Raw genomic sequence first — 22,015 nt, 5'->3', positions numbered from 1 at the left:
ATGCCTGCTACGAGCGTGGTGCCGAGTACATTTCCTCGATGACCGTTTCGAAGTCCTTCATGACCTGGGCCCGCTTGACCTTCATTGAAGGCGTCAGGTGGCCGGACGCCTCGGTGAAGTCGGCGGGCACAATGCGGAACGACTTGATCGCTTCGGCCTGCGAGACGGAGGTGTTGGCCGCCGTGATCAGGTCCTGGACGGCCGCCTTGACCACCGGATTGTTCGCGGCGTCCGCAAGGGAGGTGTCCGCGGGGAGGTTGTGGCGCTGGAGCCAGCCGGGGAGGGCTTCCTGATCCAAGGTGACCAGCGCACCGATGAACGGCCGGTTGTCACCCACCACCAGCACCTGCGAGACGAGCGCATCCGCTCGGATCTGGTCTTCCAGCAGGGCGGGAATGACGTTCTTCCCGCCGGCGGTGACAATGATTTCCTTCTTGCGCCCCGTGATCCAGACGAAGCCGTCCTCATCCAGGCGGCCTATGTCTCCGGTGCGCAGCCACCCATCCTCGAACGTTTCGTCGGTGAGGTCCGGGCGCTGGTAGTAGCCCCGCATAACGCAAACACCCTTGGCAAGGATTTCCCCGTCCTCGGCGATCTTGACCGAGTTACCGGGCAGGGGCTTCCCGACGGAGCCGATCTTGATCCGTGACGGCGTGTTCACGGAAATGGGGGCGGTGGTTTCGGTCAGGCCGTATCCCTCGAGCACCTGCAGCCCGATGCCCTGGAAGAAGTGGCCCAGGCGTTCGCCCAGGGGGCCGCCGCCGGAGACTGCGTGGGCCACGTGCCCGCCCATGGCCGCCCGCAGCTTCCCGTAGACCAGCTTGTCGAACAAGGCGTGGCGGAGCTTCAGGCCCAGGCCGATGCGGCCGTCCTGCCGCGCCTTGGAATACGCGATGGCAGTGTCGGCCGCCTTGTGGAAGATCGCACCCTTTCCGCCGTCCTCCGCCTTGGTCAGGGCAGAGTTGTAGACCTTCTCGAAGACGCGCGGCACCGCGAGGATGAACGTGGGCTCGTAGCTCTGGAGGTCTGCCAGGAGGTTCTTGATGTCCGGGGTATGGGCCACCGTGGTGCCGGCAGCCATCGCAAGGACGGAGATGAAGCGGGCGAAGACGTGTGCCAGGGGGAGGAACATGATGGTCTTGGCGTTTTCATGGACGATTTCGCCAATAATGGCCAGCGCGTTGTCCGACAGCTCGACGAAGTTGCCATGCGTGAGTTCGCAGCCCTTGGGCCTGCCTGTGGTGCCGGACGTGTAGATGATGGTGGCGGTGTCGCGCAGTCCGGCGGTCTTCCTGCGGGCTTCAAGGTCGTCGTCGCTGACGCCACGGCCGGCTTCGCGGAGGGCATCGAGACCGTTCCCTTCGAGCTGCCAGACATGCTGGAGCGCGGTGAGTGCTTCCGCCGTCACGGCCTGGCGGATGGTGTCCTCATGGTGGGCTGCCTCGCCGAAGGCGGCCACAGCGCCGGAGTCACCGAGGTTCCACGCAACCTGGGAAGGCGAGGACGTTTCGTAGATGGGGACGGAGACGGCTCCGGCGAACCAGATGGCAAAGTCCACCAGGGACCATTCGTACCGGGTGCGGGACATGATGCCCACGCGGTCGCCCGCTCCCACGCCGCTGGCCATCAGTCCTTTTGCAAGCGCCCGGACGTCCGCCAGGAAATCAGTGGCGGAAATGTCCTGCCAGGCTCCGGAGGCATCGAGCCGCGAAAAGAGTGCCGGGTTGCTGGCCTTTGCTGCCTGCCGCAGCACTAGGTCGGTGATGTTGGTCTCCGGTGGGACAACAACAAGAGGCGGAACACTGAATTCGCGCACTATAGCTCCTTTGATATCCGAGGTCCCGCGCAGGGGTATGCCTAAAGACTAGTACGCCCATGCGTGACCATGCAGTATCTAAAGTTACTGGCCGGTAACTTTGCCGTCAATGCTGCCCTGCGGACATGCCGGCAGCAGCTCAGCCCGTCCGCGCACGGCCGTGGAATAAGCCCACCTAGAATGGGGAACTATGTACGCACCGCCCCCCGGCAAGCAGCCCGGGCCCTTGAGCAGAACTGCCCCCTGGAGGGCGCGGCCCACCTCGCGCCGGGCCGGGACACGGCACGACGGCGGGGGCTTCCGTGAGCATCTTCGCCTCGGCCGCAAGGGCCTCGCCATTGGAATCGACATCGGCGGGACCAAGGTGGCCGCCGGCGTCGTGGATGCAGACGGACGCATCCTCCGCGAAGCGCGGCGCGCGACCCCCGGCAGCGACCCCCGGGCCGTGGAGCAGGTCATCGTGGAGCTGGTGGAGGAACTGGGCAGGGGGCATCGCATCTGGTCCGTGGGCATCGGTGCCGCCGGGTGGATGGATCTCGACGGCGGCACGGTGCTTTTCAGCCCCCACCTGGCCTGGCGCAATGAACCGCTCCGGGCAAACCTGCAGCAGCTCCTCCGCAGGCCCGTACTCCTGACCAATGACGCCGATGCCGCGGCGTGGGCGGAATGGCGCTTTGGCGCGGGGCAGGGGGAAGACCGGCTGGTCTGCATCACCCTGGGCACCGGCATTGGCGGCGCCATGGTGATGGACGGCAGGGTGGAGCGCGGACGGTTCGGCGTGGCAGGCGAGTTCGGCCACCAGATCATCATGCCGGGCGGGCACCGGTGCGAATGCGGAAACCGCGGCTGCTGGGAACAGTATGCCTCCGGGAACGCGTTGGGGCGCGAAGCCCGTATCCTGGCGCGCGCAAACTCTCCGGTGGCGCAGGACCTGCTTGCGGCCGTCGGCGGGCGGACCGAAGCAATCACGGGTGCTATCGTCACGGAGCTGGCACTTGCCGGTGACCCGGCGTGCCGCGAGCTGCTTGAGGAAGTGGGGGAGTGGCTGGGGCTGGGGCTGGCCAATCTGGCGGCGGCGCTGGATCCAGGACTTTTCGTCATCGGCGGCGGCCTGTGTTCAGCAGGCGACCTTCTGGTGGAGCCTGCCCGGAAGGCCTTCGCCCGCAACCTGACGGGGCGGGGTTTCCGGCCGGCCGCCGGCATCCAGCTGGCTGCCCTCGGGCCGAATGCCGGACTCATCGGAGCCGCGGACCTGTCCCGCGTCAGCAGCCGGGCGCGCCGCTGACGGCACGCGGCGCGCTCCTCCGGCGTTGACCAGGGGGAGCGCAGCCGGGGAAGCCGGCCGCGCTAAACCCGTGCGCCGTCGTCGTTCTCGTCTTTTTCCTGCGGAAGCTTCATGATCAGGTAGACGGTTCCCAGGACGAACGCGGCCACAATAGCCACGATGGCCAGGAGCGGGGCGGAGCGCCAGAACATGACGGACAGCAGGAGCGCCACCGGCCCGCCCACGGCGGCGAGCCACGCAAGCATGGTCAACGGATCTGTCCCGGCCAGGCTGGGCGGTTCCTCCGGGACGAATTCACCGTCATCCGGGTCCACATCGTAGTCGCGGGGGCCGGAAGGGAAGCCCGCCTCGAGGCCGGGGCCCGCTGTTTCCGCTGAGGCCTGCCGTTCCGCCGCGGACAACTCCGCGGGGACTGCGCCCGCAAGGCCCAGCGGGTCGAAGTCGCGGAATGCCGGCGGCCTTCCGCCCGGTGCTGCAGCATCCAGGCGCGGCCCCGCGTCCGTAGCGGGATCGTTGTCGGTTCCGGTTCCGGTGGTGCTGCCCGGGCCTGCATGCGGGGCGCCGGATTCAAGGCGGGCCACGAGGTCCAGCCAGACGGCGTCGTCGGGGTTAGCGCCCTGGTCCTGCGGTCCGGGGTCAGGCCTGTTCATGGGGCGTGGCCTCCAGGTTCGATATTGCATTTGCGGCTGGCCGTTCCGGGTTTCCGCCGGAAACCACTGCCCGGATGAAGTCCACGGAGCCCTGGAAAATCTGCTCGGCGTCGTTGTCCAGGGTGGCCACGTGGTAGCTGTTTTCAAGACTGACCAGATCCAGGGGAGCGTGGGTCAGTCCGCGGCGGAGGGCATGGATGCTGGAGTCGGATACCACGTGGTCAACGGTGGACCGGTAGACCCTCACCGGAGCGGTGACCCTGGGCAGGATCCTGATGGTGTCCTTGAACAGCTTGTTGAGCTCATGGGCGGCAGCTACCGGGGTTCGCGAATAGGCGCCCTCGTCCATGCCCTTTTTAAGGATGTCGTTTCCGATGGCCGGCGTACTTTTCATGACCAGCTTCAGGATACCGGCGAGGGGCGCTCGCGGATCGTCAATGACCAGCCCCGGGTTGACAAGGACCACCCCGGCCACAGGGCGGGTGGCAGCGATCCGCAGGGCAAGCGCTCCACCCATGCTCAATCCTGCCGAAAAGACATAATCGCAGCTGGCGTCCAGCTCCAGGTACGCGTCGTCCAGCGCGCCGTGCCACTGCTGCCACCGCGTACGGGCGAGTTCCTGCCAGCTGGTGCCGTGACCGGGCAGCAGGGGCATGCGCACGGCGAAGCCGGCGCCGGCCAAGGCCTGGGCCCAGGAACGCAGCCCGTGCGGGCTGCCGGTAAATCCGTGGGAGAGGACCACACCGATGCGGGGCCCGTCGCCGGTGCAGCCGCTGCTGAAGGGGCTGTGGTCCAGGCCGGAGGTCATGGAGTCTCCAATGCGGTGTTCTGGCGGGCGAGGGCGTGGAAGAAAGCACTGGATTTCGCAAAGATCTCCGGTGCGTCCACGTCCAGCGTAGCCACATGTCCGCTGCTGTGGAGGTCCACCACCTCAGTGAGGTGGCTGCCGAGTCCTTTCCGGAGCAGCGCCAGGGACGTCGGCGGTACCACGGCATCGGTGCGGGACTTGAAGACCTGGACCGGCGCCGTGACTTTGGGCAGGCCGCGGGCCGCTGCACCAAAGAGCTTCTTCAGCTCGTGCACCGCTGCCAGGGGAGTACGTGAGTAGTCCCCGTCATTGGTGACTGCCGCCGTCGCCTGTTCCTCCTCTATTGGGAGGGTTGTCCGCTGGAAGTACTTCAGCACTCCGATCACCCGGACCCGCCGGTCGTAGAAGCTCAGGCCCGGGTTGACCACGGACACTCCGGCAACGGTGTGACGGGAGGCCGTCAGCAGCGCAATGGCCCCGCCCATGGAGAGCCCGGCCACAAAGCACGTTTCGGTGTTCCGCGCGAGCTCCAGGTAGGCGGCCTCGAAGCTGCGGTACCAGTCGGTCCACCGTGTCCTGGCCAGGTGGCGCCAGTCCGTCCCATGGCCCGGTAACAGGGGTACGGTCACGGCGTAACCCTGTGAAGCGAGGTGCTCGGCCCACGGCAGGACACTGAGGGGGCTTCCCGTGAAGCCATGGCAGATGGCGATGCCGATCCGCGCATTGGGCCCGTGTCCGGGATAGCTGAAAGCGGCAGGAGGGGACGGGATGCTGCTTTCGCTCATGCCTCCATCGTGTCACTGTTCCGGACAAATCTCACTAGAGTAGGGTTGCATTGAACTGCTGGCCAGGCCCGACGCGGGGCCTGCAGGCCGCCTTCCGGAGAGGTTTCTCACGTGTTCTATTGGGTCATGAAGCGGATCTTCCTCGGTCCTGTGTTGAAGCTCCTTTTCCGCCCCTGGGTGAAGGGACTGGACAATATTCCGGCTGAAGGCCCGGCGATCATTGCGTCCAACCACCTCTCCTTTTCCGATTCAATCTTTATGCCGCTGATGGTCCGCCGTCCGGTGGTTTTCCTGGCCAAATCGGAGTACTTCACCGGCACTGGAATCAAGGGCAGGCTGACTGCCCTGTTTTTCCGCCTGACCAACCAGCTGCCCATGGACCGGTCCGGGGGAGCTGCCTCCGCGGCGTCACTGACTGCCGGCATGGAGGTCCTCACGCATGGCGGACTGCTGGGCATCTACCCTGAGGGCACGCGGAGCCCGGATTCCAGGCTTTACAGGGGCAAGGTTGGCGTGGCCAGGCTTGCGCTGCAGGCCGGGGTCCCGGTGATTCCTGTCGCCATGATCGGTACAGACAAGGTCCAGCCCATTGGAAAGCGGCTGCCCAACATCCGCAGGATCGGCATGATCTTCGGGGAACCGCTGGACTTCAGCCACTACCGGGACCAGGCCGAGGACCGCGACATCCAGCGGAAAGTCACCGATCAGATCATGTTCGAACTGATGCGTCTCTCCGGGCAGGAATACGTGGACGAGTACGCCGCGGTGGTAAAGCTGCGGCTGGCAGGCAAGGCGGTTGAGCCGGCAGCTGCCGCCGAGCCCCTGGCAACGCCCGCACCTGAATCCGGCAGTGTAAGTCAGGCCTCTCCCGGCGCCGGCAAGGGCGGTCCTTCGGATGACACGCGAAAAGCGGACGACGGCGGTGCTGCCGCGGGCTGAGCGGGTTGTGACGCGGCAGGCCCGAAGCGTGACAGTGCGGTGTCCCGGGGACCTGCGCGACCGCTAGTCTTAGATGGTGACTGAGCTATCTGCAAAACCCGCCTTTTCGCTGTCCAGCACCGCCCAGAGCGGAGCAGCCGACTATCCCGGACTTGATAACTGGCGGGACCTCCCCATTTCCCAGCAGCCCAGCTGGCAGGACCGTGACGTGTTCGACGCCTCGGTGAAGGAACTCTCCGTCCTTCCCCCGCTGGTTTTCGCGGGCGAAGTGGATGTCCTCCGCGAGCGGCTGGCCGCTGCTGCCCAGGGCAAGGCCTTCCTGCTGCAGGGCGGTGACTGCGCCGAGACCTTTGAGGCTGCCACGGCAGACAAGATCAGCGCCCGGGTCAAGACCATCCTCCAGATGGCCGTGGTGCTGACGTACGGTGCCGCCATGCCCGTCATCAAGATGGGCCGCATGGCCGGGCAGTTTGCCAAGCCCCGTTCATCCAATGACGAAACCCGCGGCGGCATCACCCTGCCCGCCTACCGGGGCGACATTGTGAACGGTTACGAGTTCACTCCAGAGTCCCGGGGCCATGATGCCTCCCGGATGCTCCGCGCCTACCACACGTCCGCTTCCACGCTGAACCTGATCCGTGCCTTCACGCAGGGAGGGTTTGCGGACCTGCGTTCGGTGCACCAGTGGAACAAGGGCTTCACCGAGAACCCGGCACACGCACGCTACGAGTCCCTGGCCCGCGACATCGACCGCGCCATCAAGTTCATGGCCTCCTGCGGCGCCGACTTCGAAGCACTGAAGCGCGTCGAATTCTTTGCCAGCCACGAAGCGTTGCTGCTGGACTATGAGCGGGCGCTGACCCGGATCGATTCACGCACCGGATTCCCGTACGACACCTCCGCCCACTTCCTCTGGATCGGCGAGCGGACCCGCGAACTGGACCACGCGCACGTTGACTTCCTCTCACGGGTGCGGAACCCCATCGGCGTGAAGCTGGGCCCGTCCACCACAGGCGATGACGCCCTTCGCCTGATCGACAAGCTGGATCCGGAGCGCGAGCCCGGCCGGCTGACGTTTATCACCCGCATGGGGGCCGGCAATATCCGCGAGAAGCTGCCTGCCGTCGTCGAAAAAGTCACCGCGTCCGGCGCTCAGGTGCTGTGGGTCACGGACCCCATGCACGGGAACACCGTTACGTCCCCCAACGGCTACAAGACCCGCAATTTCGACGACGTCATTGACGAAGTGCGCGGCTTCTTCGAGGTGCACCACGCGCTGGGGACCGTTCCTGGCGGCCTGCATGTGGAAATGACCGGCGACGACGTCGCAGAGTGCCTCGGCGGCGCCGATCCCGTGGACCAGGACGCATTCCTGGACCGTTACGAGTCGGTCTGCGACCCGCGCCTGAACCACATGCAGTCCCTCGAGATGGCCTTCCTGGTAGCCGGCGCCCTGGCAAAGCACTAGGCGCCGCACACTCATGACCCGATAGTGGTGTGGCCGGCAGGTCCGGCTACACCACCGTCAGGGTGATGACTGATCCCTCCGGAACCTCTTTGTTGACCGGGTCCTGATCCCTGACGGTTCCGAAGAAGCCGCCGAGGATATTGTTCACCTTCACGTCGAAGCCGAGCTGGCGCAGTGCCTGTTCGGCTTCTTTGGCCTGCTTGCCGATGTAGCTAGGGACTTCCACCATCCGGGGGCCCTTGGAGATGGTCAGGGTCACGGTTCCGCCGCGGGTAAGCGTTCCCTCCGCCGGCGCCTGGCTGACCACAGCGCCCTTGGGAATGTCCCGGCTGAAGACTTCCTCGCCGGCCACATCTGCCCGGAGACCGGCTGCCGTGATGGCATCAACGGCGTCGTCCTGGTCCTGGCCCACCACCACCGGCACCGGGATAGGCTCGGGCCCCTTGGAAACCACCAGGCTGACAGGCGTACCGCGGCGGACATCCGTCCCTGCAGCGGGGTCCTGCGACAGGACCGTGCCCGCGGGTGCCTGCTCGTCGAACTGCTCCGTCGCGGGCCCCAGTGCCATGTCCGCCGCGTTGAGGCCGTTCTTGGCTTCCTCAAGGGTGCCGCCGGCCAGAACGGGCAGCGGAAAAAGCTGGGGCCCCTTGGAAACATAGAGGGCCACGGGCTGGAACTTGCGGATTTCCGCGCCCTCGGCGGGCTCGCTGCCCACCACCAGACCGGAAGGCACGTCGTCGTCGAACACGTCCCTGGTGGTGGACCGGAAGCCGGCGTCGTTGAGCAGCTGCTGCGCCTGCGCTACGGTCTTGTTGGCGACGGAAGGGATGGACGCGGCTGCGCCGGGGCCCATCCCGAAAAACCAGCCGGCGCCTGTCGCCAGGAGGGCAGCCACCACGAGGATTATCACCCACAGGGCGCCGCGGCGCCGGGGATTCCCTTCCCGGAGCGTCCGTGCGGGGGTGGCGGCGGCACGCGCCCGTGCCTTCTCGTCCTCCCTGTCGGCCTTGCGCTGGGCGCGTTTGCCCAGCACCGGAGGAGGCGGCGCCCACGCCTGGTCGTCGTCAGGTGGTGACAGGGTGCGCCTGGCAGCACCGGCAGCAGGACCTGAAGGCTGCATGGCGGCCCGGGACTGGCCCGGCGAGGGCTGGTAGGCGGGCCCAGGCGTCTGTCCGTAAGGCATCACCGTGGTGGGATTGTTGGTGCGGCCGATGACCTCGGTGGGATGCTGGACATGCCCGGTGTTGTTGGACCCGACAGGCTCACGGGATGGCGGAGGCCCCGGGGGCGGGGAAGGAATCCGGACCGGGGCAACCTGTTGGGGCGCGGTCACGGTGCCGCCGGCGGCAGCCGCCGGCGGACGCAGGTCCAGTTCAGCATCTGTGAGGTTGGTCCGGATGTGCCGCAGTTCCTGGAGCAGGGCGTTCCCGTCCACTGGCCGGTTCTCGGGGTCGTTGGCAGTGCACCACTGCACGAGTTCGTCCACTTCGGCGGCCAGGCCCGGGACCAGGGCCGACGGCGGTCCGACCGTCCCGTTGACGTGCTGGTACGCCACCTGGATAGGGACTTCGCCGTCGAACGGCTGCTGTCCGGTAAGCATCTCGTACAGCATGATGCCGAGGGAGTAGATGTCGCTGCGCGCGTCAGCCGGCCTGCCCAGGACAAGTTCAGGGGAAAGGTATGCCACCGTTCCAATCAGGGTGCCGGTGCTGGTGGCGGTGGTGACAGCACGGGCCAGGCCGAAATCCCCGATCTTGATCCGTCCGTCGTCCGAGATCAGCACATTTTCTGGCTTGACGTCACGGTGGATGAAACCGGCGGTATGCGCTGCACCGAGCCCCTCAACAACCGGGTCGATCAGTGCCAGTGCCAGGCGGGGCGGGAGTGCGCCCTTTTGGTTAATAAGGTCACGCAGCGTGTGGCCTTTGATGTATTCCATGACCAGGTAGGCCGTGCGGCCGTCGTTCCCTTGGTCGAGGACCCCCACCACATGGGGATGGGACAACCTGGCAGCCGCCTTCGCCTCGCGGCCGAGCCTGTCCAGGAAGTTGTCATCAGCGGAGAGGTGGGGGTGCAGCACCTTCAGCGCCACGTCCCGCTCCAGCCGCTGGTCCGTGGCAAGGTAAACCGTGGACATGCCGCCACGCGCGAGCTTGGACCGCACGGCGTACCGGTTGTCCACCAGCGTTCCTACAAGAGGGTCTGACACGTGTTCCTGCACCCTACGATCCTAATCCCCGCAACGGAACGGGCCCGAACCTTTACCGGTCCGGACCCGTTCAAACTTTCCCGTCCCCGCGGTGCGCGGGCGGCAGCAGCAGCTCAGCCGAAGTTTTTCTGGTGTGCCTTGATGGCCGCCACATAGGCTTTGGTGTCGTCGTACATGCCGTACTTGCTGACAGAATACTGGCCCTGGTAGTAGCCGGCGATGGCCGTGTCCCTGTCCTTGCTGGTGGCCAGGAGCTGGCGGATGATTGCTACCCCGGCCGTGGCGTTGTCATAGGGGTCCAGCAGGTTCAGCTTGCGTCCCACCAGGTCCGAAGCCCACTGGCCGGAGGTGGGGATGACCTGCATGGTACCTATGGCGTTGGCAGGGGAAACTGCCCGCTGGTCAAACCCGGATTCCTGGTGCGCGAAGGCGAGGGCCAAGGAGGGTTCCACGCCCATCCTGCGCGCGGTATCTGCCACGATGTTCCGCATTTCAGCTCGGGAGGGCACCGGGGAGGCGTTCAGCAACGCTTTGTTCTCGTTGGCGGAGCTGACCACTGCGGCAGGGTAGCTGAAGCCCAGGAATGAGCTCGGGACCAGGGGCGTGACCGAGGCTGCCGGCTGCGGAGCGGCAGGCTGTCCGTTGGCGCCGGGGATGGCCAGCTTGTTGCCCGGGTAGATGACACTGGTCATGCCCAGGCGGTTGGCGGACAGCAGCTCGGAAAGCTTGACGCCGAGCCGGGACGCGATCGCAGAGAGCGTGTCGCCGGCTTTGACGGTGTACGAGCCGGAGGCAGGGGCCGCAGGCGCGGCGGGAGCCGATGTCGAGGCCAGCCCGCCCGGGACAGGAGCGGCGGCGGGCGCGGGAGCCGCACCACCGGCCCCGACCTTGATCTTCTGCCCCGGGTAGATAACGGAGCGCATGTTGAGGTTGTTCCACGAGAACACATCCGCCAGGCCCACGTTGTGCCGGGCAGCGATGGCACCCAGCGTGTCACCGGGCTTCACCGTATATGTGGCGCCGCCTGCGGGTGCGGCTGCAGGTGCGGCCGGGGCGGGCGCGGCGGAGGGCGCTGCAGGTGCGGCGGCCGAGCCGGAAAGCTTGATCTTCTGGCCGGGATAGATGATCGTGTTCGCCTGAAGGTTGTTCAGCTTCAGGACCTCAGCAGTGTTAAGTCCGAATTTTCCCGCAATGGCACTGATGGTGTCCCCACGGGCAATCGTGTACTCTGCCGGGGCGGAAGGCTGGGCCGGCTTAAAGGCCGAGGGGATCGCCGTCGACACCGACGCTGCGGGAATAACCGTTGCGGTGGCCGTCGCGGCCTGGGCTTTCATGGCCGCTGCAAGCGTCCCCGGAATGGCGCGGACAGGCTGCTCGGCAGCGGCTGGCTGGGCCAGCGCCAAGGATGACAATACGACCGCTGGCAGCGCTGCCGTCGTCGCGGCGAGCATAGGCAGGCTCGGCTTGGGGGGCTGCTTGTGCGAGCGGGACATCGTCATGGAAAGAATCCTCTTCTCAACTGCGGGCGCGGGCGGGGATGCCGCTGATTCCGATACTACTGTTACTGCTGTTAATACTGTTACAAATGTGGTCAATGAGAATCTCTCACGGATTGTGGATTAGCACAAGAATTCCGGTATCAGCTGCAAGGAAGAATTTTGGGAGTGTCTGCGGGTCAACGCGTTCCGCCGAATGCATCAACTAGGCGGCAAGGCGCACGCCGTGGCAACCTTGATCCGTGAGCAATGTAGAAAACCTTGTGGGCGAATGGTTGCCCCTGCCCGACGTCGCCCGTTTATTGGATGTTTCCATCACCAAGGTGCACAGCCTGCTGGATGAACGTGCCCTGGCGGCGCTGAGGGTCGGTGAACGGAGAATCAGGTCGGTGCCGGCAGAATTTATTCAGGACGGCCAGGTGGTGGACAGCCTTAAGGGAACCATCGTTGTCCTGTCTGACGCAGGGTACTCGGACGAGGACCTGATCGTCTGGCTCTTTACCCCGGACGAGTCACTGCGCGGACGGCCCATCGACGCCCTGCGTGAGGGCCGGAAAACAGAAATACGGCGCAGGGCCCAGACCCTCGCCTGGTAGTTTCCCGGCCCGGCACGTCGCCTGGCTTGCCGTAAACCGCACGTCGCCTGGCTTGCCGTAAATCGCACGTCGCCTGGCTTGCCTTAAACCGCTAGGAGGCGCGGCTGACGGTCGCTTCAGCCAGCCGCCGAAGGGCAGTCTTGGGCAACTCCACGAGGGGGAGTGCCTCCAGGGCCTCGAAGGCGGCGGCGCCAAATTCATTGATGAGGACCTCGGTGGCCGCCAGTGCCCCGGACTCCTCAATAATCCGCCGGATCTCGTCGACGTCGTCCTCCGAGAGGTCCGGGCTCCCGAGCCTGGAGTCGATGAAGGCCGCCTCTTCAGCCGTTGCCTGGCCCATGGCCAGGGCAACCAGCACAGTGCGTTTCCCTTCCCTCAGGTCGTCGCCCGCCGGCTTGCCGGTTGTCAGCGGATCGCCGAAGACACCGAGCACGTCATCCCGGAGCTGGAACGCTTCCCCCAGGGGCAGCGCAAATGCCGAGTAGCCGCGGAGCAGGTCATCCGAGGCTCCCGCGAGTGCGCCTCCTAGCGCCAGCGGATGTTCGGTGGAGTACTTGGCAGATTTGAAGCGGATGATGGACTGGGCCCGCGAGACGGCGCCGGCGCGGTCCCTGGCCGGCCCGGCAACCTCTTCCAGGATGTCCAGGTACTGGCCTGCCATGACTTCGGCCCGCATGAGGTTGAAGATCAGCCTTGCCCTGCTGCCGGCTGCTGCCCGCTCGCCAATATCCGTGAAGGCCTCCTCGCTGAAGGAGAGGCAGAGGTCTCCCGCCAGAATGGCGGCTGCCTGCCCGAAGCGTTCGCTGTCCAGCGCCCAGCCCTGTGAGCCGTGCAGCTCGCTGAACCGGCGGTGGACGCTTGGTCCGCCCCGCCTGGTGTCAGACCGGTCGATGATGTCGTCGTGGATCAGCGCAGCGGCCTGGAACAACTCAAGGGCTGCGCCTGCCGTTACTACCTGCTGGGCCGCAGGTTCTCCACCGGCACCCCGCCAGCCCCAGTAGCACATCAACGCGCGCAGGCGCTTGCCGCCGGTCACCAGGTTGGAGATTGACCCCATGATCGGATCAATGTCCGGCGAAATGGCGGACATGACTGATTGCCGCGAGGCCAGGAACCCGGTGAGTTCGCCGGCCACCGCCGCCACGAAGTCGGCCTGTTCATGCCTGAGCTGCTCGGCCGCCGTCACTTGGCTGACTCAGCTGGCACGTTGGCGCCGATGGTAAAGGTGGAAATTCCAGCTGCTTCAACTACCGAGATATTGACGGTCTCGCTGTCCCCCCGGAGAAAGTCCCTGGATGCCACCGCCCCCACGGCTTCGCCGGGCACGGCCTTGAAACCCTGGCCTTCAAGCGCCTTAACGTAGAAATCGAGGACTGCCGCGGTGGGGGCCGCCACGGTACCCACCAGTGCGGCGGTGGCGGGGGCCGACGCTTTATCGAAACTGCTCGATACCACTGTGGCCCCGGGCATGAGGGGAAGGAGTTGCTGCGGGAAGCCGTCCACCAGCGCGCCGACGGTGGCGGAGGTATTGGGCGAGGCGGAAGGGCTGGGGGAAGCCGTGACGGTGGACGCGGCAGTTGCCGGCGCCGATGCGGAGGCGGAAGGATCCGGGCTTGCTGACGGAGTTGGACTGCAGGCTGCAAGTGCCATCGCTGCGCCGGCAGCTAGAACTGCAGCGCCTGCTGGCTTGAGGTTTCCAAAGACCGTCACAGGGACTTTCCTCCTGGTGTTGATGCCGGATTCAGCCTTCAGTTTAGTCAGTACAAAACGGCTAGGATTGCAGCCGTGGGGCCCGAAGGTATGAACCAGCCACCCGGAGCGGTGCTTCCGGGACGTCGGCGCACGTGCATCATGCACGTGGACATGGATGCCTTTTACGTCTCGGTCGAGCTGCGGACGCGCCCTGAACTCCGCGGCAAGCCAGTCATTGTTGGCTTCCCCGGGGACCGTTCCGTGGTCCTCTCTGCCTCCTACGAAGCCCGTGCGTTCGGTGTGAAATCGGCCATGCCGATGGCCGTGGCGTCCCGGATGTGCCCGCAGGCGGTCATCATCGAACCGCGACACAAGCTCTACTACGAGGTGTCCGCCCAGCTGATGGCGATTTTTGGGTCAGTCACCGAACTCGTTGAACCGCTCAGCGTCGATGAGGCGTTCCTCGACGTCACAGGCGCCATACGCCGGCTGGGGGCACCGCGCGGCATCGGAGAGATGATCCGGCGCAAGGTAGCTTCGGAGCTGGGCATCACTGCATCCGTGGGGATAGCGGAATCAAAGTTCGTGGCGAAGATCGCGTCAACCCGCTGCAAGCCTGACGGACTACTCCTGATTGGTCCCGACGAAACGGTGCCCTACCTCCACAGCCTGCCGGTTGGTGCCCTGTGGGGCGTAGGCGCCAAGACCTCGGATGTCCTGGCAAGGATGGGCATCAGGACGGTTGCGGACGTGGCAGCAACGCCGGTGTCCACCCTTAAGAGGATGCTGGGTGCTGCTGGTGAGCACGTTTATCAGCTGTCGTGGGGTATTGACCACCGGGCGGTGACTCCGGTCCGGCTGGAGAAGAGCATCGGTGCCGAAGAGACCTTTGCGGTCGACACGGGCGACGACGCCCTGCTCCACCGTGAAATCCTGCGGCTGTCTCACCGGACGGCTTCGCGCCTGCGGAGTTCCGGGATGGTGGCCCGGACAATTGCCCTGAAGCTGCGGTTCGCCGATTTCTCCACCATCACCCGCAGCCGGACGGTCCAAACGCCGGTGGACAGTGCCCAGCTGATCTATTCCGTGGCGCTCCAGCTACTGGAATCGGTGGGGGACAGGACCATGACGGTGCGGCTCGTGGGCGTGCGTGCCGAACAGTTGGAGGAAGCCGCCCGCACCTCGCTGCAGCTGAGCATCGACCGGCGGGACGACAACTGGCGTGCGGCCGAACAGGCCCTCGACGAAGTGGCTCGCAAATTCGGCAGCAAATCTGTCCTCCCGGCCCGCTTGATGGAGCCGGGAACCGGCCCTGACTAATGGGCCGGTTGCGGCAGCCGGGGGTCCCGGATAAGTCATTGCCGTCTTTCAGAACAGCCCTCAACAAACTATCCTTAGATATACATAGTTTTTGAGTGACTGGACTTACTGCCGGACCCTCTTGGACATGCTCCCGCTCCTGCGACGGCGTGCCTGGTTACCGACTTTTTGCCATTGTGGGCAGGGCGGGAACCTCTTAGGCACAACACCCGTTAACGGTGCAGAAGTAGTGGCTGGGATCAGCCCGGACGTTGGCCTACAAAAGGAGGTCGTGATGCCGCTGTCGGAGCACGAACAGAAGCTGCTTGAGCAGCTGGAGAAGCAGCTTCACGAGGACGACCCGAAGTTCGCAAATTCCATGGGGTCAGACCCAGGGCGTTCATGGTCCACGAGGCACGTGGTGATTGGCGTCCTCTGCGCCCTGGCTGGCGTCTTCCTGTTGCTCGTGGGCGTCACTCTCCAAAATATCTTTGTTGGAGTACTGGGCTTCATAGTGATGGGCGGCGGCGTCTACTTCGCCACCATGCGCAGCAGTGCGGCCGCGAAGCCAGGATCCAAGGCCGGCAGCCGAAAGCCCGGCAAGCAGAAGAACTCCTTCATGAGCAGCCTCGAGGAGCGCTGGGACGAAAGGCGCAGGGGCGAACCCTAAACCTCCGGGCGCTGCCCATGACGGCACCTCCACTTCCCTCCCCCCTCGTGGGGTAAGCGCGAAAAGACCCGCCTTTGGCGGGTCTTTTCACGTTTAAGCACGCCTCTGTCGAAACGTCCCTCCCTTGCCGGAGCCTGGCCGGACGTGGCCACGCGTTTAGTCCTTTGGAAGTGACTCTGTCCGGACCCGGGGAACCGCCCGGCGGCAAAACTCCTCCACTTTCCACCACCGCGGTGAAATCCGCGCCAATTCAGCCTCCATTTCCCACAAAGTGGAGGCTGAGGCGCCCTGTTTGCGTTGACTGTGGGGGAAAGTGGAGTAATGTGGAGGACATAAGAGGGTAGTTGCAACATAGGGGATGTGCAGTTCCTGACATCGGACAGGCGGTGGGCCAGTGTTTCTTGGCACTCACTCGCCGCGTCTGGATGAAAAGGGGCGGATTATCCTCCCCGCCAAGTTCCGTGAGGAACTTGCCAGCGGGCTGGTGCTCACAAGGGGCCAGGAACGTTGCATCTACGTCTTCAGCGAGAAGGAATTTGCGCGGGTCCACGAGCAAATGCGGGATGCGCCAATCTCCTCGAAACAGGCGCGGGACTACATCCGCGTCTTTCTCTCTGGAGCCTCGGACGAGGTACCTGACAAGCAGGGGCGCATAACTATTCCACCGGCGCTCCGGGAGTATGCAGGCCTCGGCAGGGAGCTCGCCGTCATCGGCGCCGGTTCCCGCGCCGAGATCTGGGATGCCCAGGCCTGGACTGAATACCTCGCGGAGAAGGAGACGGCCTTCTCCGAGACTGATGACCCCATTCCGGGCATTCTCTGACCGGGGGGGACAACAGGCTGTTTCTTGGATGAGATCTCCAGCCGCCCATCGGCTGGCCATCCTGGCTCACTTCCCCGGAGCCAGGCTGGCGGACGATAGGCGCGGATGGGGATCTGGTCCCAGAAGCACCACAGGCAACACCTACGGCGAGAAAGGACGAGGCATGAACGAACACCCGAAGCCCACGTCCGAACGCCATGTGCCGGTCCTTCGGGACCGGTGCATCAATTTGTTGGCACCTGGTTTCGAGGCCGCAAGGCTGCGCGGGGAAACCCCGGTAGCTGTTGACGCGACCCTGGGCATGGGCGGCCACTCCGAGGCCATGCTGCAGCGTTTTCCCGACTTGCACCTCATTGGCATCGACCGCGATGAAGAAGCCCTGGCCCTTGCCGGCGAGCGGCTGGCCCCGTTCGCCGCCCGCACGGACCTGGTGCATGCCGTCTATGACGAGATCCAGGACGTCCTGGCTGACCTTGGCGTTTCCGGGGTCCACGGGATCCTGATGGACCTCGGTGTCTCCTCCCTCCAGCTTGATGAACGCGAACGCGGCTTCGCCTACTCCTTCGACGCCCCGCTGGACATGCGGATGGACACCAGCCGCGGCCAGACGGCGGCGGACGTCGTGAACAACTACTCCGAAGAGGAACTCGTCAGGATCATCCGCAAGTGGGGCGAGGAAAAGTTCGCGGGCAGGATCGCCAACAGGATTGTTGCAGCCCGGGCCACCAAGCCCTTCGCAACAACCGGAGAACTTGTGGAACAGATCCGCTCGGTGGTGCCGGCGTCCGCAGCGAAATCCGGCGGACACCCAGCCAAGCGGACCTTCCAGGCTCTCCGGATCGAGGTCAACGAAGAACTCGACGTCCTGCAGCGTGCTGTTCCGGCCGCCGTCGACTCCCTGGCCATGGGTGGGCGGATCGTTGTCATGTCCTACCACTCGCTGGAGGACAAAATCGTCAAGGGCGTCCTGCAGGCACGTTCCAAATCCTCGGCTCCGCTCGGATTCCCGGTGGAGCTGGAAGAACATAAGGCCGAACTGAAAACCCTCACCAAAGGCACCGAGGTGCCCACCGCCGTCGAAATCGCCGAAAACCCGCGTGCTGCCTCCGCAAGACTGCGCGCGGCGGAACGAATCAGAGCCAGGAGAGCTGCATGAGCACCGCTGCCGTCAAGGACTTTCCCGTCGCTTCAGGCAGTTCGGCGGCCGGCAGGAATCTTCCCGTCCGTACCTCCGGTGACGGACGGAAGGCCCGCACTCCGCTGTCTGTGGTGCGCACCGTACCCCGCAAGCGCCGGGCACCCTTCGTGGTGCTGTGCTTCGCCATGCTTGCCCTGGCGCTGATTGCCGTGCTGGTACTGAACATCTCGGTATCCACCTCCCAGTACCAGCTGGTGGAGCTTCGGGCCAAGCAGAGTACCCTGACCAAGCAGAACCAGGACCTCACCCAGCAGGTACAGAACTTCGAAGCACCCCAGAACCTGGCCGCGAAAGCCACGGAACTGGGGATGGTTGCCTCCACGGTAAAAGGCCAGATCGATCTGTCAACCCTTTCTGTCACTGGTAAGGCGACGCCCGCGGTCAAGGGCGGTGCTGAAGGGGCGGTCATTCCCGCGCCCGCCGTGGCCGGGCAGCTGATCGTGGTGCCGCCGGCAAGCAAAGGTGAACCGCTGGCAAGCCGCAAGCCGGCAGAATCGGCTGCTCCCGCATCGCAGGGTGGTGAAACAACGGATGCTGCGGCGTCCGGCGCGGCAACGCCAGGTCCTGCGGCCCCCGCAGCCGGTGATCCAGCTGCTGCTGCCGCGGCTGCAGCAGCACCGGCCGCGGCTGCCGTTGAACTCCACGGGGGCTCCGTCCCTGCGCCGGAACAGAAGGTGCCCGGACAGTAATACGGCAGGTCTGGCAGGCAGCAGGGTCGAACAGCAAGGAAATTAACGGTGGCGCAGAGGACCGGCAAGGCAAACAACGGCAGGGTTCCCAACGCCACCAAGCGCCTGCGCCTGGGCCTTGGCATCATGCTGACGCTCCTGCTGGTGGTGGGCGGAAAACTTTTCCTGGTCCAGGGGCTCGACGTGGGGGGAATGGCCGAGGCCGCCCTGAACAGCCGGATGCAGCAAACCGTCCTCCCGGCGGAACGCGGAAGCATCCTGGACTCACGGGGTACTGTGCTCGCCAACAGCGTGATCCGCTACAACGTGGTGGTGGACCAGCGGGTGAACACCAAAACGGAGACATTCAAGCGCCTGGACGACGCCAAGGAGAAGCTGGTGGACGTCAGCCGGGAGCAGGGGCTGACGGAACTTGCGGCTGCCCTCGGCATGGAAAAGGACGCGATCCGCGAGGCCGTCACCGGGCAGCAGCCCTATTACATTGTGGCCAAGGACGTGAAGCCGGACGTTGAGGACCGCATCTCGCAGCTCCAGATTCCCGGCATTGTGACCGAGGGCGTCAGCAAACGTGTCTACCCGAACGGATCCGTTGCCGGCGGCATCATCGGTTTCCTCCAGGACGGCACCACCGGCCAGGCGGGGATCGAGCAGACCCAGGATGATCTCCTGAAAGGTGCTGACGGCAAGAGGCTCTTCGAGATCGGTGCGGACGGCCTGCGCATCCCCGTGGGCGTCGATGAACTGACTCCGCCGGAGGACGGCAAGGACGTCAAGCTCACCATCAACTCGGACCTTCAGTATTTCGCGCAGCAGGCCATCCAAAGCCAGACGGAGAAACTGAACGCCGAGTGGGGCTCCATCATTGTGATGGATGCCAAGACCGGTGACCTGGTGGCCATGGCGGACACCAACGCGCCGGACCCGAACGACCCTGGCAGGGTGGCTGCGCAGGACCGCGGTGTCCGCTCCGTCACCGCGGCCTACGAGCCCGGCTCGGTGCAGAAGATGATGACCGTGGCCGCGCTGATCGAAGAGGGCAAGGCGGGCCCGCTCGATGAATTCACCCTGGACCCGACCTACACGGTCAACGGCCAGACCTTCAGCGACTCCTTTGCGCACGGCACGGAAGAGCGGACGCTCGCCGGTATTCTGGGCTACTCGATGAACACCGGAACCGTCATGGCCGGTCAGCGGCTGAGCAAGGAACAGCGCTACGACTGGCTGAAGAAGTTTGGCATCGGCGAAGCCCCGGACATTGGCCTGCCTGCCACGGCCTCCGGGATACTGACACCCTGGCAGCAGTGGGACGGCCGCCAGGAATTCACGGTCCTGTTCGGCCAGGGCGTCTCCCAGTCCACCCTGCAGACCGTGCGGGCATTCCAGTCCATCGCCAATAACGGCGTGATGCTGCAGCCGCGCCTCATCGACTCATACGTTTCCGCAGATGGAACCGAGGAAAAGGTTGCGCCGGCGGAACCACGCCAGATCGTGTCGGAGGACACCGCCCAGCAGGTGCAGGACATCCTGGAGAGCGCGGTGACCGAGGGCCAGATCAAGGACGCCGGCATCGACGGTTACCGGGTGGGGGCAAAAACCGGCACGTCCGAGTCCCCGTGCGACGACGGCAAGTCCGGCTTCTGCGGCTACACCGCCTCGATCGTGGGCATGGCCCCGATGGATGATCCGCGGTTTATTGTTGAGGTGGTACTCCAGCGGCCCAAGGGCAGCATCTACGGGATTACCAACGGGCCGGTCTTCCGGTCGGTTTTGAGCCAGGCACTGCGGACCTACAACGTCCAGCCGTCCACGGGTGAACCGGCCCGGCTGCCCCAGTTCGCCAAGTAATACCCCGGCAGCAGCCGCAGCAGCCCGCCTGCTTCGGCTGATCCACGCCGGGCACGGTCCACTAGCACCATCGGAGATCCCTTGTCAGAGTTCAACGCGTCCGATCAGCGCCCTGCCCCGCAGGAAGCGGCTCCACAGGGAGCGGCCCCGCAGGGACCGGACAGCCAGGCACGCTTCCGCCCCTCAGCTGTGGAGGCGGTCCGGCTGGAAAGCATTGGTGACGCAGTCGGCGTCGTCATTCCGGGAGCCTCGGCGGATGTGGCGGTGACCGGCATCTCGCTGAACTCCCGCACAGTGGAACCGGGTGACCTGTACGTGGCCCTGCCCGGTGCCGTCCGGCACGGCGCAGACTTCGCCGCCCAAGCCGTTGAAGCGGGAGCCGCGGCTGTCTTGACGGACGACGCCGGTGCGCGCCTCCTGGCACTGTCCTCCGAGACGCCGGTACCTGTGCTGGTGGTTGATGCGCCGCGGAACGTGGTGGGCCCGCTCTCCGCCATGATCTACCGCAGCGGGCAGGACACTGCCCCGCAGCTGTTCGGTGTGACGGGCACCAACGGCAAGACCACCACCACGTACTTCATCACCTCGCTGCTGCGCTCCCTTGGCAAAAGGACCGGCCTGATCGGGACCATAGAGATCCTGGCCGGCGGGGACCCCATTCCCAGCCTCCTCACCACACCGGAGTCCCCGGAGGTCCACGGGCTCCTGGCGCTCATGCGTGAAAAGGAACTCGACGCCGCCGCCATGGAGGTCTCCTCCCACGCCATCTCCTACCAGCGGGTGGACGGAGTGCTGTTCGACGTGGCCGGCTTCACCAACCTCACCCAGGACCACCTGGACCTGCACCACACCATGGAGGACTATTTCGCCACCAAGGCGGAGCTTTTCACGCCTGCACGGGCGCGGAGGGCCGTGGTAACGGTCGACGACGAATGGGGCCGCCGCCTTGCCGGCAGCGCCGGGGTGCCGGTCACCACCCTCAGCACCTCAAGGGCCAACCCCGCCGACTGGACCGTGACGGAAACCATGCCCCGGGGGCTGGGCACGCAGTTCACGCTCAGCGGACCCGGCGGCACCGTCCTGACAATCCACACGGGGCTTCCCGGAAGCTTTAACGTGGCCAACGCAGCCCTGGCGGTGGTGATGGTGCTCGCCGCCGGCGTGGACGCCGCAACGCTGCAGGCTGCGCTCGACGCAGGCGACCCCTTTACGGTGGCCGTGCCGGGACGGATGCAGCTGGTATCCGAACAGCCCGCCGCCGTCGTGGATTTTGCCCATAACACCGACGCTCTGGCCCGGGCGCTGGAAGCTGTCCGGTCACCGGAAGCGGACTCCCGCCTGATCGTTGTGTTCGGTGCGACAGGCCAGCGTGACCAGGGCAAACGGCCGGCCATGGGCGCCATCGCCGCACGGCTGGCGGACACCGTGATCATCACCGATGACGACCCCCACGACGAGGACGCGGCCGCCATCCGCGCCGATGTCCTAGCCGGGGCCCGGGAGGCCCAGGAGCGGGAAAAGCTGCCCTGTACCGTGCTGGAGGTTTTCCCCCGGGACACAGCCATCCAGCGCGCCGTGGAACTCGCCCGGCCGCATGACACCATCCTGGTGGCCGGCCGCGGCCACGAGGTGTGGCAGGAAGTGAAGGGCGTCAACCTTGCGCTCGACGACAGGGTGGAGCTGCGCAGCGCCTTGACAGCCAGGGGATTCAACGTTCTCCAAGACGACCGGATAGAGTCCTAGACCG

General features: G+C 65.5%; 19 protein-coding genes. 11 read left to right on the top strand and 8 right to left on the bottom strand.

Going from position 1 to position 22,015, the window contains the following annotated elements; translation table 11 throughout:
* Nucleotides 1-7 precede the first annotated feature (7 nt).
* Nucleotides 8-1,816, bottom strand: coding sequence for an AMP-dependent synthetase/ligase (locus tag AC6CHP_RS17760; protein ID WP_427117383.1), 1,809 nt, complete (start codon nt 1,814-1,816; stop codon nt 8-10).
* Nucleotides 1,817-2,006: 190 nt separating this feature from the next.
* Between AC6CHP_RS17760 and AC6CHP_RS17755 the strand changes: the two genes are divergently transcribed.
* Nucleotides 2,007-3,101 (top strand): ROK family glucokinase, encoded by a 1,095-nt coding sequence (locus tag AC6CHP_RS17755; RefSeq protein WP_104188737.1) that lies wholly within the window; start codon nt 2,007-2,009, stop codon nt 3,099-3,101.
* 62 nt (nt 3,102-3,163) lie between these two features.
* Here the strand turns inward: AC6CHP_RS17755 and AC6CHP_RS17750 are convergent, their stop codons facing one another.
* The 3 genes from AC6CHP_RS17750 to AC6CHP_RS17740 are packed head-to-tail and all read right to left on the bottom strand — an operon-like array spanning nt 3,164 to nt 5,344.
* Complete coding sequence (locus AC6CHP_RS17750; RefSeq protein WP_427117380.1) at nt 3,164-3,751, bottom strand: hypothetical protein; 588 nt, start codon at nt 3,749-3,751, stop codon at nt 3,164-3,166.
* Nucleotides 3,738-4,559 (bottom strand): alpha/beta hydrolase, encoded by an 822-nt coding sequence (locus AC6CHP_RS17745; protein ID WP_427117378.1) that lies wholly within the window; start codon nt 4,557-4,559, stop codon nt 3,738-3,740. The genes AC6CHP_RS17750 and AC6CHP_RS17745 overlap by 14 nt, the downstream gene beginning before the upstream one ends.
* Nucleotides 4,556-5,344, bottom strand: a complete 789-nt coding sequence (locus AC6CHP_RS17740; protein WP_188732256.1) for an alpha/beta hydrolase — start codon at nt 5,342-5,344, stop codon at nt 4,556-4,558. Before AC6CHP_RS17740 ends, AC6CHP_RS17745 begins: the two co-directional genes overlap by 4 nt.
* 111 nt (nt 5,345-5,455) lie before the next feature.
* On the opposite strand from AC6CHP_RS17740, the gene AC6CHP_RS17735 reads away from it, so the two are divergent.
* Both AC6CHP_RS17735 and AC6CHP_RS17730 read left to right on the top strand, forming a co-directional pair.
* The gene (locus AC6CHP_RS17735; protein WP_498231346.1) at nt 5,456-6,283 is read left to right on the top strand and encodes a lysophospholipid acyltransferase family protein; all 828 of its coding nucleotides are present in this window, start codon (nt 5,456-5,458) and stop codon (nt 6,281-6,283) included.
* A gap of 73 nt (nt 6,284-6,356) precedes the next feature.
* Nucleotides 6,357-7,751 (top strand): class II 3-deoxy-7-phosphoheptulonate synthase, encoded by a 1,395-nt coding sequence (locus AC6CHP_RS17730; RefSeq protein WP_104188725.1) that lies wholly within the window; start codon nt 6,357-6,359, stop codon nt 7,749-7,751.
* A gap of 46 nt (nt 7,752-7,797) precedes the next feature.
* On the opposite strand, the gene AC6CHP_RS17725 is transcribed toward AC6CHP_RS17730, so the two are convergent.
* Complete coding sequence (locus tag AC6CHP_RS17725) at nt 7,798-9,972, bottom strand: protein kinase domain-containing protein (RefSeq protein ID WP_498231344.1); 2,175 nt, start codon at nt 9,970-9,972, stop codon at nt 7,798-7,800.
* 101 nt (nt 9,973-10,073) lie between these two features.
* Nucleotides 10,074-11,459 carry a LysM peptidoglycan-binding domain-containing protein gene (locus AC6CHP_RS17720; protein ID WP_498231342.1) on the bottom strand — a complete coding sequence of 462 codons (1,386 nt, stop codon included), beginning with the start codon at nt 11,457-11,459 and terminating at the stop codon, nt 10,074-10,076.
* Between the two features lie 239 nt (nt 11,460-11,698).
* Between AC6CHP_RS17720 and AC6CHP_RS17715 the strand changes: the two genes are divergently transcribed.
* A complete protein-coding gene (locus AC6CHP_RS17715) occupies nt 11,699-12,052 on the top strand; it encodes an Rv2175c family DNA-binding protein (protein ID WP_188813264.1) in 354 nt (117 codons plus the stop codon).
* A gap of 91 nt (nt 12,053-12,143) precedes the next feature.
* On the opposite strand, the gene AC6CHP_RS17710 is transcribed toward AC6CHP_RS17715, so the two are convergent.
* The gene (locus tag AC6CHP_RS17710) at nt 12,144-13,238 is read right to left on the bottom strand and encodes a polyprenyl synthetase family protein (RefSeq protein ID WP_498231339.1); all 1,095 of its coding nucleotides are present in this window, start codon (nt 13,236-13,238) and stop codon (nt 12,144-12,146) included.
* Nucleotides 13,235-13,762, bottom strand: coding sequence for a hypothetical protein (locus AC6CHP_RS17705; RefSeq protein ID WP_498231337.1), 528 nt, complete (start codon nt 13,760-13,762; stop codon nt 13,235-13,237). Before AC6CHP_RS17705 ends, AC6CHP_RS17710 begins: the two co-directional genes overlap by 4 nt.
* 90 nt (nt 13,763-13,852) lie before the next feature.
* Here AC6CHP_RS17705 and dinB point away from each other — a divergent pair, with 90 nt between their 5' ends.
* The 7 genes from dinB to AC6CHP_RS17670 all read left to right on the top strand — a co-directional run bounded on the left by dinB (nt 13,853) and on the right by AC6CHP_RS17670 (nt 22,011).
* A complete protein-coding gene (gene dinB, locus AC6CHP_RS17700; RefSeq protein ID WP_498231335.1) occupies nt 13,853-15,064 on the top strand; it encodes a DNA polymerase IV in 1,212 nt (403 codons plus the stop codon).
* 274 nt (nt 15,065-15,338) lie between these two features.
* The gene (locus tag AC6CHP_RS17695; protein ID WP_104188817.1) at nt 15,339-15,713 is read left to right on the top strand and encodes an SCO2097 family morphological protein; all 375 of its coding nucleotides are present in this window, start codon (nt 15,339-15,341) and stop codon (nt 15,711-15,713) included.
* A gap of 394 nt (nt 15,714-16,107) precedes the next feature.
* Nucleotides 16,108-16,536, top strand: coding sequence for a division/cell wall cluster transcriptional repressor MraZ (gene mraZ, locus AC6CHP_RS17690; protein WP_104188709.1), 429 nt, complete (start codon nt 16,108-16,110; stop codon nt 16,534-16,536).
* A gap of 163 nt (nt 16,537-16,699) precedes the next feature.
* A complete protein-coding gene (rsmH, locus tag AC6CHP_RS17685) occupies nt 16,700-17,692 on the top strand; it encodes a 16S rRNA (cytosine(1402)-N(4))-methyltransferase RsmH (protein ID WP_498231332.1) in 993 nt (330 codons plus the stop codon).
* Entirely contained in the window at nt 17,689-18,423 is a 735-nt protein-coding gene (ftsL, locus tag AC6CHP_RS17680) for a cell division protein FtsL (RefSeq protein ID WP_188732246.1), read from the top strand. Before rsmH ends, ftsL begins: the two co-directional genes overlap by 4 nt.
* Before the next feature lie 48 nt (nt 18,424-18,471).
* Nucleotides 18,472-20,268 (top strand): peptidoglycan D,D-transpeptidase FtsI family protein, encoded by a 1,797-nt coding sequence (locus tag AC6CHP_RS17675; RefSeq protein ID WP_377195238.1) that lies wholly within the window; start codon nt 18,472-18,474, stop codon nt 20,266-20,268.
* An 81-nt stretch (nt 20,269-20,349) separates the two neighbouring features.
* On the top strand, nt 20,350-22,011 hold the full coding sequence (locus tag AC6CHP_RS17670) for a UDP-N-acetylmuramoyl-L-alanyl-D-glutamate--2,6-diaminopimelate ligase (RefSeq protein ID WP_188732244.1): 1,662 nt from the start codon (nt 20,350-20,352) through the stop codon (nt 22,009-22,011).
* Nucleotides 22,012-22,015 lie beyond the last annotated feature (4 nt).

The organism is Pseudarthrobacter sp. GQ63 (assembly GCF_059758765.1).
Note: the sequence above shows the minus strand (reverse complement) of the source record. Positions and strands in the feature narration are given on the sequence as shown.